Genomic DNA, 12,210 nt, shown 5'->3' on the forward strand with positions numbered 1-12,210 from the left:
TTGGCGTGAGGGCCGGCGCGGCGGCGGGGAGCGGAACCGAGTGGTCCGTACCGAGCATCGCAGAACGCCGGGCGCACGACGCAGGACGGCCGTGCAACCGTCATTTTACCGTATCGCGACGGGTCAGCGGCGTGTGTCGGCCGGAATCTTGATCAGGATGCCCGCTGCGACGAAGACGGCGGCCGCGGCGAGGCTCAGCAACGGCAACGCCGGGGTGAGCCCGGGCACCGGGAAGATCGGGTTCCAGAGCACCGCAATGGGGATCAGCCCGGCCAGCCACCACCGGCTCCTCGCCTGCCAGGAGAACACGCAGAGGATGAGCGCCAGGATGCAGACCGCGTACTCCATGTAGGTGTACCAGTCCGCGAACGCGAGCCCGAAGAGCAGCACCAGAGCGCCGAGGATGCCGGGCGCCAGGGCGGCGCGGTTGTAGGCGGGCGGCTGCGGGGTGTAGGGCACCGTCCAACTCTAAGCGACCGGGCAGGACGCGCCCGGCGGCGCCCCTGAACGGTCCGCGCCCCCGGGACGAGACCTCATCCCCGGGGCGCGGACGGCTGCTGGTGCAGTGCGTTCAGAGGGCGCCCCTGTGGAACAGGAACGCGCACGGCGGCGCGTCCGATCCCACACGGACGATGACCGCGGAGCGGCGGGCCAACTCGACGAACGGCTCGAGGTCGAGCCGGCTCATCGGGATGCGACGCAACTCCGCGTCCGAAGCGATGCCGTTGACCGCGAAGGCGACGTCGGGAACGTCGTACGGCTCGTCGGCGAGGTCGAGGAAGACGATCGGCGACGGGTCTGCGGTGTCGAGCGGGAACACGCTGAGGATGGCCTCGGCGGCGGCTTCGGTGGTGACGTCCTCCCCCAGGAGGACGATGGGCGCGGTGAGTGCTTCTTCGGGATAGCCGCTGCCGACAAGGGTAAGCGTGTCGCCTTCGTGCAGAGCGTCGAGGGCGCTCAAGAGCGCACCGGACAGCAGCGGGCTGAGGTTCTTCAGCAAAGTCGGGCCTTTCCTGTAAAACGAATATTTCTCAACCCCTGTTGGGAGGATAGACCTCCCGGTATGTCCTCTCACACCCCCTTTAGGGGGTGCATGGGATCCTTCCGCATACCTCGCCGGGGTATCCGGTTTCCGCGGTATCCTGGGAAGCGTGATCGCAGACATCAAGAAGCGGGCGCTGCACCGCACGCGCATCCTCGAGGGGCAGCTGCGCGGCCTCGAGAAGATGATCGAGAACGAGGACTACTGCGTCGACATCATCACCCAGTCGCTCGCCATCCAGAAATCGCTCGGGTCGCTCAACAAGCTGCTCGTCGAGAACCATCTGAAGACCCACGTCTCGGAGATGTTCGAGGAGGGCGGGGACCAGCGCGACGACGCCATCCTCGAGCTCCTGAAGGTGTACGAGCTCTCGAACAACCGGGGCTGACGTGGCGGATCCGATCGAGATCGTCCGCGGCGACATCACCGAGCAGGCCGTGGACGCGGTCGTCAACGCTGCCAACAGCTCCCTCCTCGGCGGGGGCGGAGTCGACGGCGCCATCCACCGCCGCGGCGGCCCCGCCATCCTGGCCGCCTGCCGCCAGCTGCGCGCCACCACTCTGCCCGACGGGCTGCCGACAGGTCAGGCCGTGGCGACCACCGCGGGAGACCTCCCCGCCCAGTGGGTCATCCACACCGTCGGCCCGGTCTGGGCGCAACACGAGGACCGCACTCCGGACCTGCAGAACGCCTACCGGTCGTCGCTGCGGGTCGCGCGCGAGCTCGGCGCGGAGACCGTCGCCTTCCCCGCCGTGTCCGCCGGGATCTACGGCTGGCCGATGGACGACGCGGCACGGATCGCGGTGAGCACCGCACGCGCCGTGCTGTCCTCCGGCGTCGGCTCGGTCGAGCTGGTGCGCTTCGTGCTGTTCAGCGATGACGCCCTGGCGGCGTTCCGCGCGGCGGCCGGCGAGTGAGCGACGCTCCCCGCTTCGACGGCGACGTGGCCGTCGAGCGGTTCCGCACGCTCCTGCGCATCCCGACCATGTCGCGCAGCGCGGTCGAGGAGACCGACTGGGCAGCGTTCGACGCGTTCGCGGCGGCGCTGCCCGAGCTGTACCCTCGCCTGCACGGCGTCCTGGAACGCGAAACACACGGCCGCTCGCTGCTCTACCGGTGGCGCGGCGCGGGCGACGGCGCCCCCACCGTCCTGATGGCGCACTACGACGTCGTCCCCGCCACCGACGAGGGCTGGGAGCACCCGCCGTTCGGCGCGGAGCTCAGCGGCTCCGGCGACGACCGCGTGCTCTGGGGCCGCGGCACCCTGGACGACAAGGGTGCGCTGGCGGCCATCCTGGAGGCCGTGGAGGCCCTCGTCGCCGCCGGCCACACCCCCGCGGCAGACGTGTACCTCAGCTTCGGCCACGACGAGGAGACGGTCGGCTCCGGCGCGCAGGCGATCGTCTCCGCTCTCGCCGGGCGGGGCGTCCGGCCGACCCTGGTGCTGGACGAGGGCGGAGCCGTGGTCGAGGGTATCTTCCCCGGCGTGACCAAGCCGATCGCCGTCGTCGGAGTGAGCGAGAAGGGCATCACGAGCGTCCGCCTGACGGTCGAGCAGCAGGGCGGCCACGCCTCCACCCCGCCGAAGATGACGGCGACCGTCCGGCTGGCCCGCGCGATCACGCGGCTGAACGCCCGGCCCTTCCCTGCCCGGCTCTCAGAGACGAACCTCCAGATGGTGGAGACGCTCGGCGCGCACGCCACCGGCCCGCTGCGCGCAGTGTTCACGCGCGCCCGGCGGCTGAAGCCGGCTCTAATCCCCGTCCTCGGCCGGCTGAGCGACGAGACGCGTGCCATGGTCCGCACGACGACCGCGGTCACGCAGCTGAGCGGCAGCCTCGCGGCCAACGCGCTGCCGGAGACCGCGTCGGCGGTGCTCAACGTGCGCATCGCAGTCGGGTCGAGCGTCGCGGAGACCGTCGCCCACCTCCGCCGCGCCATCCACGACCCGCTCGTGCGCATCGAGACGATCGACCCCACCGAGCCGTCCCCGGTCTCCCCCACCACCGGCCCGGAGTGGGAGGCGGTGGCAGAGAGCATCGCGGCCGTGCACCCGGACGCGGTGGTGACGCCCTACATCATGCTCGCCGCGAGCGACGGCCGTCACTTCACGACCATCAGCGACGCCGTGTACCGGTTCACGCCCTTCGCGATGAGCGCCGAGGAGCGCGGGACCCTGCACGCGCGGAACGAGCGCATCCACGTGGCGACGTGGCTGCGGGGGATCCGGTTCTACGAAGAGGTGCTGCGCGGGCGGTAGCCCCTACGCCGCCCCGCCCAGATCCGGCAACTGGATCGCCCGGCTGCTCGGCGGCAGCTGCCGTGCCCGCTCCAGCCCGGGCACCAGCTCCCCCAGCCACGCCCGGTACCCCTCCGCGTTGAGGTGGAGGCGGTCGTCCGTGTACGCGGGGTTCAGCTCACCGTCCTCCAGTGCCATCGCCGGCCAGAGGTCGAGCCAGGCGGCGTGGACGGTGGGGGCGAACTGCCACAGGTGGCGGTTGATGTCGCGGATCTGATCGGCGAACTCGTGGCCGCGCGGCATCACCGACTGCACCAGGATGCGCACCTCGGGCAGCTCCTTGCGAAGCGTCACCAGGATGGTCTCGACGTTGCGGACCACGTGCTCGACGGACCGGCGCCAGGCCAGGTCGTTGGTTCCGATGAGGAGGGCGACCACCGCCGGGCGGGCCTCGACCACGTCGCTCAGCCGGGCGAGCACGTCGTCGGAGGTGTCGCCCGCGACGCCGAGGTTGAGGACGTCCTCGCCGGGCAGCCACGCCGCCCAGTCGCCGCCCTGGGTCAGACTGTCGCCGACCAGGACGAGAGGCCCGTTCCCCGATCCCCACCCGTCGCTCATCCTCCCATCCTCCCTCAGAACGTGGGAGGTCGGAAGGGTGTCGACGGCGACCGGGCGGCTACAGCAGCGACTTGGTGTGCCAGACCGTCTTCGTCTCGGTGAAGAACGCGATGCGGTCGAGCGACGGTGCGGCGGCGTCCGGGCCGTTCTCCGGCGTCAGGACGCGCTTCAGCGTGTCGGCCGCGGCGATCTGCAGGTCCACCCACTCGAGCGCTCCCGCGCCGACCAGGTCGAGCGCGTTGACGTCGGCGTGGGAGGCCAGCCACGGGGCGATCTCCGCCGGCGAGCCGGTGAGGATGTTGACCACGCCGCCGGGCACGTCGCTGGTCGCGAGCACCTCGCTCAGGCTGATCGCCGAGAGCGGGAAGCGCTCGCTGGCCACGACGACGACCGTGTTGCCGGCCACCAGCGCCGGGGCGACGGCGCTGACGAAGCCGAGCAGGCTGGAGTCCTGCGGGGCGACGATCGCGACCACTCCGGTCGGCTCCGGCACCGAGATGTTGAAGTACGGGCCCGCGACGGGGTTGGCGTTGCCCGCCACCTGGACGAACTTGTCGGCCCAGCCGGCATACCAGACCCACCGGTCGATCGCCTCGTCCACCTGGGCGCCGGCGACGGCGGCCGAGACGCCCTCCGAGGACACGATCTCGTCCACGAACTGGGCCCGGCGGCCCTCCATCAGCTCGGCGATGCGGTAGAGCACCTGGCCGCGGTTGTAGGCGGTCGCCCCGGCCCAACCGGGCAACGCGCCGCGCGCGGCGACGACGGCGTCACGGGCGTCCTTGCGGGAGGCCTTGGCGGCGTTCGCCAGGAACGCCCCCTTCGACGAGACGACCTCGAAGGTGCGGCCGGACTCGGAGCGCGGGAACTTCCCGCCGATGTAGAGCTTGTAGGTCTTCGGCACGGCCAGGCGGCTCATTTCGTCGCTCCCTTGCGGGTCGTGGTGCGGGTGGAGGTGCGGGAGGCCGCGCGCGAGCCGGAGGCCGTGACCGCCGGACGTGCTGCGGGCAGCGAGCGCCCGGGCACCAGGTAGGCGCCGAGGCCGTGACGGCCGCCCTCGCGTCCGTAGCCGGACTCCTTGTAGCCGCCGAACGGGCTGGCCGGGTCGAAGCGGTTGAAGGTGTTCGCCCAGATCACCCCGGCGCGGAGCTGGTCGGCGACGGCCAGGATGCGGCTGCCCTTGTCCGTCCAGATGCCGGCCGAGAGGCCGTACGGCGTGTTGTTCGCCTTGGCGATCGCCTCAGCCGGGGTGCGGAAGGTCAGCACCGACAGCACCGGGCCGAAGATCTCCTCGCGGGCGATCCGGTGGCTGGTCGACACGTTGTCGAAGATGGTCGGGGCGAACCAGAAGCCGTTCTCGGGGATCGCGCACTCGGCGGTCCAACGGTCGGCGCCCTCGGCCTCCCCGATATCGGAGAGCTCACGGATGCGCTGGAGCTGCTCGGCGCTGTTGATCGCGCCGATGTCGGTGTTCTTGTCCAGCGGGTCGCCGAGGCGCAGCGTGGAGAGGCGGCGCTTCAGGCGGTCGACGACCTCGTCGTGCACGCTCTCCTGCACCAGCAGGCGGCTGCCCGCGCAGCAGACGTGGCCCTGGTTGAAGAAGATGCCGTTGACGATGCCCTCGATGGCCTGGTCGATCGGCGCGTCGTCGAAGACGATGTTCGCGGCCTTGCCGCCGAGCTCCAGCGTGAGCTTCTTCTCGGTGCCGGCCACCGAGCGCGCGATCTCGCGGCCGACGGCGGTGGAGCCGGTGAAGGCGACCTTGTTCACGTCCGGGTGGGCGACCAGCTCGCGGCCGGTCTCCCCCGCGCCCGTGACGATGTTGACGACACCGGCGGGGAGGTCGGCCTGCTGCACGATCTCGGCGAACAGCAGCGCGGTCAGCGGGGTGGTCTCCGCGGGCTTCAGCACGACCGTGTTGCCCGCGGCGAGGGCCGGCGCGATCTTCCACGCCAGCATGAGCAGCGGGAAGTTCCACGGGATGACCTGCGCTGCCACGCCCAGCGCACGCGGCGCGGGGCCGAGACCGGCGTGCTCCAGCTTGTCGGCCCAGCCGGCGTAGTAGAAGAACCAGGCGGCGACCAGGGGCACGTCGACGTCGCGGCTCTCCTTGATCGGCTTGCCGTTGTCCAGGCTCTCGGCCACGGCGAGCTCGCGGGCGCGCTCCTGAATGAGGCGGGCGATGCGGAACAGGTACTTGCCGCGGTCGCTGCCGCTCATCCGCGACCAGACCCGGTCGTAGGCGCGCCGGGCGGCGGCGACGGCACGGTCGACGTCGGCGGAGTCGGCGGTCGCGATCGTCGCGATGCGCTCCTCCGTCGCCGGAGAGATGGTCTGGAAGGGAGTGCCGTGCCCGTCGACGAACTCGCCGTCGATGAAGAGGCCGTACTGGTCGCGCAGGTTGAGGATGGCGCGCGACTCGGGGGCCGGGGCGTACTCGAGGAAGCTCATGGTGTTGTCGTCCCGTCTCAGTCGATGGTCACGTAGTCGGCGCCGGAGTAGTGCCCGGTGTGCAGCTTCTGGCGCTGCAGCAGCACGTCGTTGAGCAGGCTGGAGGCGCCGAACCGGAACAGGTGCGGCTGCAGCCAGCGCTCGCCGACGGTCTCCGCGACCGTCACGAGGTACTTGATGGCGTCCTTCGACGAGCGGATGCCGCCCGCCGGCTTCACGCCGATCTCCTCGCCTGTCAGGCGGTGCCAGTCGCGCACGACCTCCAGCATCAGCAGCGTCACCGGGAGGGTCGCGGCGGGCGACACCTTGCCGGTGGAGGTCTTGATGAAGTCGGCGCCCGCGAGGATGCTCAGCCAGGACGCACGGCGCACGTTGTCGTAGGTGTTCAGTTCGCCGGTCTCCAGGATGACCTTGAGGTGGGCGTAGCTGCCGTCGTCGCGGCGGCAGGCCTCCTTGACGGCCACGATCTCGTCGAAGACGAGCCCGTACCGGCCGGAGAGGAACGCGCCGCGGTCGATGACCATGTCGATCTCGTCCGCGCCGGCCGCGACGGCGTCGGAGGTGTCGGCGAGCTTGACCGGCAGCGAGGCGCGGCCGGACGGGAAGGCGGTGGCGACGGCGGCGACGTTGATGCCGCCGGTCTGCCCGGTCTCGCGGGCCATGCGGCCGGCGTGGGAGGCGCCCAGCGCCTCCACGGCGTAGGGCACCATGTCGCCGTACACGCACACCGCGGCGGGCCGCGGGGCGGTCAGGTCGCTCGGGTCGGGCGTGAGGGCCTTGGCGACGAGCGAGCGCACCTTGCCGGGCGTGTCCGCGCCCTCCAGCGTGGTCAGGTCGATCAGCTCGATGATCTTGTCGAGCGCCCAGGCCTTGGTGGTGGTCTTGATGGAGCGGGTGCCGAGGCCGGCCGCGCGCTGCTCCAGCCCGACCGCGTCCACACCGGGGATGCCGCCGAGGTAACGCCGGAGCGAGCCCTCGGTGAGGTCGCCGCCCAGCACCTCGACGGCGCGGGCCGCCGGCGCGAGAGTGCGCACCGGCGGTGTCGTTTCGATGGTCATGACGTCTGCTTTCTCATGTTCGGCGCACGGCCGAGGAGGTCGTTGGCGGTCGACTCGTCGGTGATCAGAATGGTGCACAGCCCGCTGGCGACGACCGCGTGGGCGATGCCGTGCTTGGCCTCCCCGGCGATGACCGCGATGGAGGTGCCGGCGTTGCGGAGCTCGTCGAGGGTGAGGCCGAGGGTGCGGCCGTCGAGCTCGGGATCGGCGACCTGCCCGGCGTCGTCGATGAACCGGCCGACGACGTCGCCGACGGCGCCCTTGTCGGCCAGGGCGAGCACGTCCTCCGGCGACAGGTAGCCGGAGTCGACGTGGACGGAACTCGTGTCGACCACTCCGGCGCTGAACAGGTAGGCGTTCGCACTGCGGGCGAGCTCCAGCACCGACTGCACGGACCGGTCGGCCTCGATCGCGCGGCGCGTGGCCGCGTGCTCGAAGATCGCCGGGCTCGGGAGCAGGGTGGCGGTGCCCTGGGCCTTGCGGGCCATCACCACGGCCGTGTCCGCCGCGGCGGTCGCCTGCCGCGTGCTCGACACGCTGCCGTTGATCTGGACGGGGTTCACGCCCACGGCCCAGCCCGGGCGCAGCCGCGCGGCGACGGCGTGGAGGGTGCGGCCCCAGCTCACGCCGAGCGTGCGCGGGACGGGACGAAGGGTCGTGAGGTAGTCGGCCGCGGCCTGCGCGACACGGGCCTGCGAGTCGGAGTCGGAGTCGGCGGCGGGGACCACGACGGCGTCCACCAGCCCGTAGAAGCCGCACAGCTCGCGCTCCAGTGAGAACTTCCTGGCGCTCGGGTGCACGATCTCGATGCGCACGAAGCCGTGCTCGCGCGCCGCCACCAGGAGCCGGCCGACCTTCCACCGGGAGACGTTGAGGGCGACGCCGATCTCGTCCTGGGTCTTGCCGGCTTCGTAGTACAGCTCTGCGGCTTTGACGGCGAGGATCTCGTCGGTATCGTTCAGGGCCACCCGACCAGCTTAGGACGGGGTGCAACGGTTGCGCGCTCTTTGCTCAAATGAGCGGGGCCGGTTTCGTTTATCGTTGGCTCGTGTCTGCCTCTCCCCTCGCACTCGCCGTCGACTTCGGCGGAACCAAGGTCGAAGCCGCCCTCGTGGACGCGGACGGCGTCCTCCTCGGCGGCTCCCGCCACCGTCGCCCCACCGGTCGCACAGCGACGGTCGCCGACCTCGAGTCCTCGGTCGGCGGTGTCGTCCGCGACGCGCTCGCCGGCCTCCCGGAGGGCGCCACGATCGTCGGCGTCGGCATCGGCTGCGCCGGACCGATCGACCGCAAGCACGGGCTCGTCTCGCCGCTCAACGTGCCGGACTGGCGCGACTACCCGCTCCGTGACTTCATCGGCTCGGTGGTGACCTCCCTCGGCCTCGACGTGCCGGTGACGCTGGAGATGGACGGCGTGGCGATCACGATGGCCGAGCACTGGGTGGGCGCGGCGCAGGGCGTCGACAACGTGATGGGGATGGTGATCTCGACGGGCATCGGCGGCGGCCTCATCGTCGACGGCCGCGTCATCACCGGCCCGACCGGCAACGCCGGGCACATCGGGCACGTGGAGGTCGGGGCCACCTTCGCCGGAGAAGCGCTGAGGGGCGAGGACACGTTCGGCGCCCCCTACGCCCTGGAGGCCATCGCCTCCGGCCCGCACACCGTCGCCTGGGCTCGCCGCCAGGGCTTCACCGGCACGACCGGCGAGGAGCTCGCCGCCGCCTACGCCTCCGGCGACGAGGTCGCCGTCGCGGCGATCACCCGCACCGGCCGCGCCGTCGGCCACGCGATCGCCTCGGCGACAGCGCTGCTCGACCTGGAACTGGTCGCCATCGGCGGAGGCTTCTCGCATTCCACGCCCGACCTGTTCGCGCACATGCGCGAGGTGATCGAAGCCCACTACTTCCCGTTCGTGCGCAAGGTGCGCATCGTCCCGAGCGCCCTCTCCTCCGAGGGCCCGCTCATCGGCGCGGCCGCCCTCATCCACCGCAGCGCCCTCCTCCCGACCAACCCCCGCGACTAGCCCGCAGCCATCGCTTCCTCACTTTCTCCCGCTCTGCACCGGCGTGTCGCGGGAGAAAGTGAGGAAGAGATGGCTGGGGTCAGCGGTCTTCGAGCGGGGTGGGGCGCGCGACGACGGCGCCCGCGGCTGCGGCCGCGAGGGCCGTCGCGGTGAGGACCACGAGCGGCACGGTCCAGCCGCCGGTGACCTGGTGGAGGATGCCGACCACGAGCGGGCCGAGCGCGCCGAGCGTGTAGCCGAGGCCCTGCGTGAAGCCGCTCAGCGCGACCGAGCCGGCGTGCGTGCGCGTGCGCACGTTGATCAGGACCAGGCTCAGCGGGAACAGCAGCGGGCCGAGACCGGCGAACGCCACCCACAGCCAGGTCGCCGTCGCCGGCGCGAACACCAGCCCGGCGTAGCCCGCGACGAAGAACGCGACGCCCGCGTAGATCAGCACCGAGACGTTCCGCATCCGCGCGGCCAGCAGCGGCACCAGCAGGCCGGCCGGGATGCCCATCCCGGCGTAGACCGACAGCAGGGCGCCCGCCTTGGCGGGCGGCGTTCCGGCGACGTCGTGGACGAGCTGCGGCAGCCACGCGAACATCGCGTAGGCGTTGAGGCTCGACACCGCGAACACGATCGCCATCGCCCAGGCCAGGCCCGAGCGCCAGATCCGGCGGACCAGCGAGTGGTCGGCCTCCTCGACCTCCACATCGTGTGCGGGATGCGCCGGCCGGTGCGTGATCAGGATGCGCAGCCACGGCAGGATCGCCAGCACGCTGACCAGCGCCCACATCCCGACCGACACATGCCAGCCGGCGGAGTCCGCGACCGGGACGGCCACGAGCGGTGGCAGCAGGGTGCTGACCGACATCACGGTCGCATAGAGCGACGTCACCAGCCCGATCCGATCGGGGAAGTAACGCTTCACCAGCGGAGGCAGCAGGACGTTGCCGACGCCCATGCCGGCGAACGTGACCGCCGACCCGACCGCCAGCATGACGAACGACCCGGCCGTGGCGCGGAGGAGGTGCCCGGCCAGCATCACGCCGAGCGCGATCAGCAGCACGGCCTCCAACGCGAGCCGGCGGGTGAATGTCGGCGCGAGGAGGCCGAACAGCGCGAAGCAGACCGGCGGCAGCATCCCGAGCAGTCCGACGCCGACGCTGGACACCGGGAACTCGACACGGATCTCCGTGAAGATCGGCGACAGCGCGGCGACCGCGGTCCTCAGGTTGGCCGCGACCAGCAGGATGCCGAGCAGCGCGACCGCCCGGCCCTGCCAGAGCGGACGCGGCGCCGAGGCCGTGGAGGCGGTGTCCGGCGTGGCCTCGCTCACGCGCGCTCGGCCGTCAGGATGCGCCGGGCCTGCTCCACGTCGGCGGTGATCTGCGCGATCAGCGGCTCGATCCCGGCGTAGGCGACCATGCCGCGGATGCGCTCCGAGAACGCGACGTCGACCGTGTGGCCGTAGAGGTCGAGCTCGCGGTCGAGCACGTACGCCTCCACCTGCTTCTGCGGCACGCCCTCGAACGTCGGGTTGTTGCCGACCGAGATCGCGGCGGGGTAGCGGCTGCCGTCGTCGTCGGTCAGCCAGCCGGCGTAGACGCCGTCGGCCGGGATGAGGCCCTCCGACTCCGGCGACAGGTTCGCGGTCGGGAAGCCGAGCTCGCGGCCGCGCGCCGCACCGTGGACGACGACCCCGCGCACGGTCGGGACGGTGCCGAGCAGTTCGGCGGCGTGCCCGACGTCGCCGGCGGCCAGCAGCTCGCGGATCCAGGTGGAGGACACCCGGCGGCCGTGCTCGGGCCGCACGTCGTCGATCAGCTCCACGGTGTAGCCGTAGCGTTCCCCCAGCTCGCGCAGCAGCGCGACGTCCCCGGCCCCGCGGGCGCCGAAGCGGAAATCGCTGCCGACCAGCACGGCGGCGGCGTGCAGACGCTCGACCAGGATGCGGTGGACGAATTCCGCGGGAGGGAGGTCCGCGAGCGGCCGGTCGAAGGCGACCATGAGCGTCGCGTCGATGCCGGTCTCGGCCAGGAGCTCCAGCTTCTGCCGGTTGCTCACCAGCGAGGCGGGGCACTTCTCCGGCGCCAGCAGCTCCAGCGGGTTGCGGTCGAAGGTGATGACCGCCGCGGTCAGCCCGCGCTCGGCCGCGACCGCGCGCAACCGTTCGATCACCGCGCGGTGGCCGGTGTGCACGCCGTCGAACTTGCCGATGGTCACCGCGCTCGGCCCGAAGCCGTCGGGGATCTCCTCGAGGGAGCCGAACACCCTCACGAAGCCTCCCCGTCGCGCGGCTTGTGCTTCGACAGGTAGAGGAGGCCGAGGATCGGCAGGACCAGCGGGATGAACAGGTAGCCCATGCCGTAGACCGACCACACGGTCGCGTCCCGCCCGAACGGGTCGATGTCGTGGAGGCCGAGCGTCGCCGGGGCGAACAGGCTGAGCGTCCCGATCACCAGGACGCCCACCAGCTCGAAAGTGATCGTGATCCACGCCACCCGGTACCAGACCCGCCCCGGCGCGATGAGCGCGATAGTCGCCACGATATAGACGACCGCGGAGAGCCCGGAGAGCGTGAAGGCGACCGGCGCCTCGTGGAAACGGTCGATGATCTGGAAGACGCTGCGGCCGGTCGCGGCGAGCGCCAGCACGCCGTAGACGAACACGAGGACGCGGCCGACGCCGGAGACGCGGCGCCTGGGAGCCTCGCCCCCGCTCTGCTCGCGGGCGGACATGGTGTTGTGGGACATCGGTAACGATTCTATTCGCGCCGCTGACGTCTTCTCGCGCC

General features: G+C 71.6%; 14 protein-coding genes. 4 read left to right on the forward strand and 10 right to left on the reverse strand.

From position 1 onward, the window contains the following. Nucleotides 1-123: 123 nt before the first annotated feature. Together ACRAWC_RS04425 and ACRAWC_RS04430 are read right to left on the reverse strand one after the other, a co-directional pair. Nucleotides 124-459, reverse strand: a complete 336-nt coding sequence (locus tag ACRAWC_RS04425; RefSeq protein WP_431346664.1) for a DUF6804 family protein — start codon at nt 457-459, stop codon at nt 124-126. Between the two features lie 112 nt (nt 460-571). Further along, nucleotides 572-1,000 (reverse strand): RbsD/FucU domain-containing protein, encoded by a 429-nt coding sequence (locus ACRAWC_RS04430; RefSeq protein ID WP_431346665.1) that lies wholly within the window; start codon nt 998-1,000, stop codon nt 572-574. Between the two features lie 151 nt (nt 1,001-1,151). Between ACRAWC_RS04430 and ACRAWC_RS04435 the strand changes: the two genes are divergently transcribed. The 3 genes from ACRAWC_RS04435 to ACRAWC_RS04445 all read left to right on the forward strand — a co-directional run bounded on the left by ACRAWC_RS04435 (nt 1,152) and on the right by ACRAWC_RS04445 (nt 3,302). Then, nucleotides 1,152-1,430 carry a metal-sensitive transcriptional regulator gene (locus tag ACRAWC_RS04435; RefSeq protein WP_431346666.1) on the forward strand — a complete coding sequence of 93 codons (279 nt, stop codon included), beginning with the start codon at nt 1,152-1,154 and terminating at the stop codon, nt 1,428-1,430. A 1-nt stretch (nt 1,431) separates the two neighbouring features. Beyond that, nucleotides 1,432-1,959, forward strand: a complete 528-nt coding sequence (locus ACRAWC_RS04440; RefSeq protein ID WP_431346667.1) for an O-acetyl-ADP-ribose deacetylase — start codon at nt 1,432-1,434, stop codon at nt 1,957-1,959. A gap of 68 nt (nt 1,960-2,027) precedes the next feature. After that, nucleotides 2,028-3,302: a M20/M25/M40 family metallo-hydrolase gene (locus ACRAWC_RS04445; protein WP_431349361.1), complete on the forward strand. Its 1,275-nt coding sequence runs from the start codon at nt 2,028-2,030 to the stop codon at nt 3,300-3,302. Between the two features lie 3 nt (nt 3,303-3,305). On the opposite strand, the gene ACRAWC_RS04450 is transcribed toward ACRAWC_RS04445, so the two are convergent. Genes ACRAWC_RS04450 through ACRAWC_RS04470 form a run of 5 tightly spaced genes read right to left on the reverse strand, consistent with a single transcriptional unit; the run spans nt 3,306 to nt 8,376 of the window. Continuing rightward, a complete protein-coding gene (locus ACRAWC_RS04450; protein ID WP_431346668.1) occupies nt 3,306-3,899 on the reverse strand; it encodes an SGNH/GDSL hydrolase family protein in 594 nt (197 codons plus the stop codon). A 58-nt stretch (nt 3,900-3,957) separates the two neighbouring features. Further along, entirely contained in the window at nt 3,958-4,818 is an 861-nt protein-coding gene (locus ACRAWC_RS04455; protein ID WP_431346669.1) for an aldehyde dehydrogenase family protein, read from the reverse strand. Next, nucleotides 4,815-6,350, reverse strand: coding sequence for an aldehyde dehydrogenase family protein (locus ACRAWC_RS04460; RefSeq protein ID WP_431346670.1), 1,536 nt, complete (start codon nt 6,348-6,350; stop codon nt 4,815-4,817). Before ACRAWC_RS04460 ends, ACRAWC_RS04455 begins: the two co-directional genes overlap by 4 nt. Nucleotides 6,351-6,367: 17 nt before the next feature. Further along, the gene (deoC, locus tag ACRAWC_RS04465; protein ID WP_431346671.1) at nt 6,368-7,408 is read right to left on the reverse strand and encodes a deoxyribose-phosphate aldolase; all 1,041 of its coding nucleotides are present in this window, start codon (nt 7,406-7,408) and stop codon (nt 6,368-6,370) included. Beyond that, nucleotides 7,405-8,376 (reverse strand): sugar-binding transcriptional regulator, encoded by a 972-nt coding sequence (locus ACRAWC_RS04470; RefSeq protein ID WP_431346672.1) that lies wholly within the window; start codon nt 8,374-8,376, stop codon nt 7,405-7,407. The genes deoC and ACRAWC_RS04470 overlap by 4 nt, the downstream gene beginning before the upstream one ends. A gap of 80 nt (nt 8,377-8,456) precedes the next feature. Here ACRAWC_RS04470 and ACRAWC_RS04475 point away from each other — a divergent pair, with 80 nt between their 5' ends. After that, a complete protein-coding gene (locus ACRAWC_RS04475) occupies nt 8,457-9,434 on the forward strand; it encodes an ROK family protein (protein WP_431346673.1) in 978 nt (325 codons plus the stop codon). Between the two features lie 79 nt (nt 9,435-9,513). Here the strand turns inward: ACRAWC_RS04475 and ACRAWC_RS04480 are convergent, their stop codons facing one another. The 3 genes from ACRAWC_RS04480 to ACRAWC_RS04490 are packed head-to-tail and all read right to left on the reverse strand — an operon-like array spanning nt 9,514 to nt 12,169. Continuing rightward, on the reverse strand, nt 9,514-10,752 hold the full coding sequence (locus tag ACRAWC_RS04480; RefSeq protein WP_431346674.1) for a CynX/NimT family MFS transporter: 1,239 nt from the start codon (nt 10,750-10,752) through the stop codon (nt 9,514-9,516). After that, the gene (locus tag ACRAWC_RS04485) at nt 10,749-11,693 is read right to left on the reverse strand and encodes a bifunctional riboflavin kinase/FAD synthetase (protein WP_431346675.1); all 945 of its coding nucleotides are present in this window, start codon (nt 11,691-11,693) and stop codon (nt 10,749-10,751) included. Before ACRAWC_RS04485 ends, ACRAWC_RS04480 begins: the two co-directional genes overlap by 4 nt. Beyond that, the gene (locus tag ACRAWC_RS04490; protein WP_431346676.1) at nt 11,690-12,169 is read right to left on the reverse strand and encodes a hypothetical protein; all 480 of its coding nucleotides are present in this window, start codon (nt 12,167-12,169) and stop codon (nt 11,690-11,692) included. Before ACRAWC_RS04490 ends, ACRAWC_RS04485 begins: the two co-directional genes overlap by 4 nt. Between the last annotated feature and the right edge of the window lie 41 nt (nt 12,170-12,210).

The organism is Leifsonia sp. L25 (genome assembly GCF_050632895.1).

Coding starts and splice junctions, on each gene's coding strand:
- ACRAWC_RS04490 (WP_431346676.1), bottom strand. CDS start 12,169: ATGTCCCACAACACCATGTCCGCCCGCGAGCAGAGCGGGGGCGAGGCT.
- ACRAWC_RS04445 (WP_431349361.1), top strand. CDS start 2,028: ATGTCGCGCAGCGCGGTCGAGGAGACCGACTGGGCAGCGTTCGACGCG.
- ACRAWC_RS04460 (WP_431346670.1), bottom strand. CDS start 6,350: ATGAGCTTCCTCGAGTACGCCCCGGCCCCCGAGTCGCGCGCCATCCTC.
- deoC (WP_431346671.1), bottom strand. CDS start 7,408: ATGACCATCGAAACGACACCGCCGGTGCGCACTCTCGCGCCGGCGGCC.
- ACRAWC_RS04450 (WP_431346668.1), bottom strand. CDS start 3,899: ATGAGCGACGGGTGGGGATCGGGGAACGGGCCTCTCGTCCTGGTCGGC.
- ACRAWC_RS04455 (WP_431346669.1), bottom strand. CDS start 4,818: ATGAGCCGCCTGGCCGTGCCGAAGACCTACAAGCTCTACATCGGCGGG.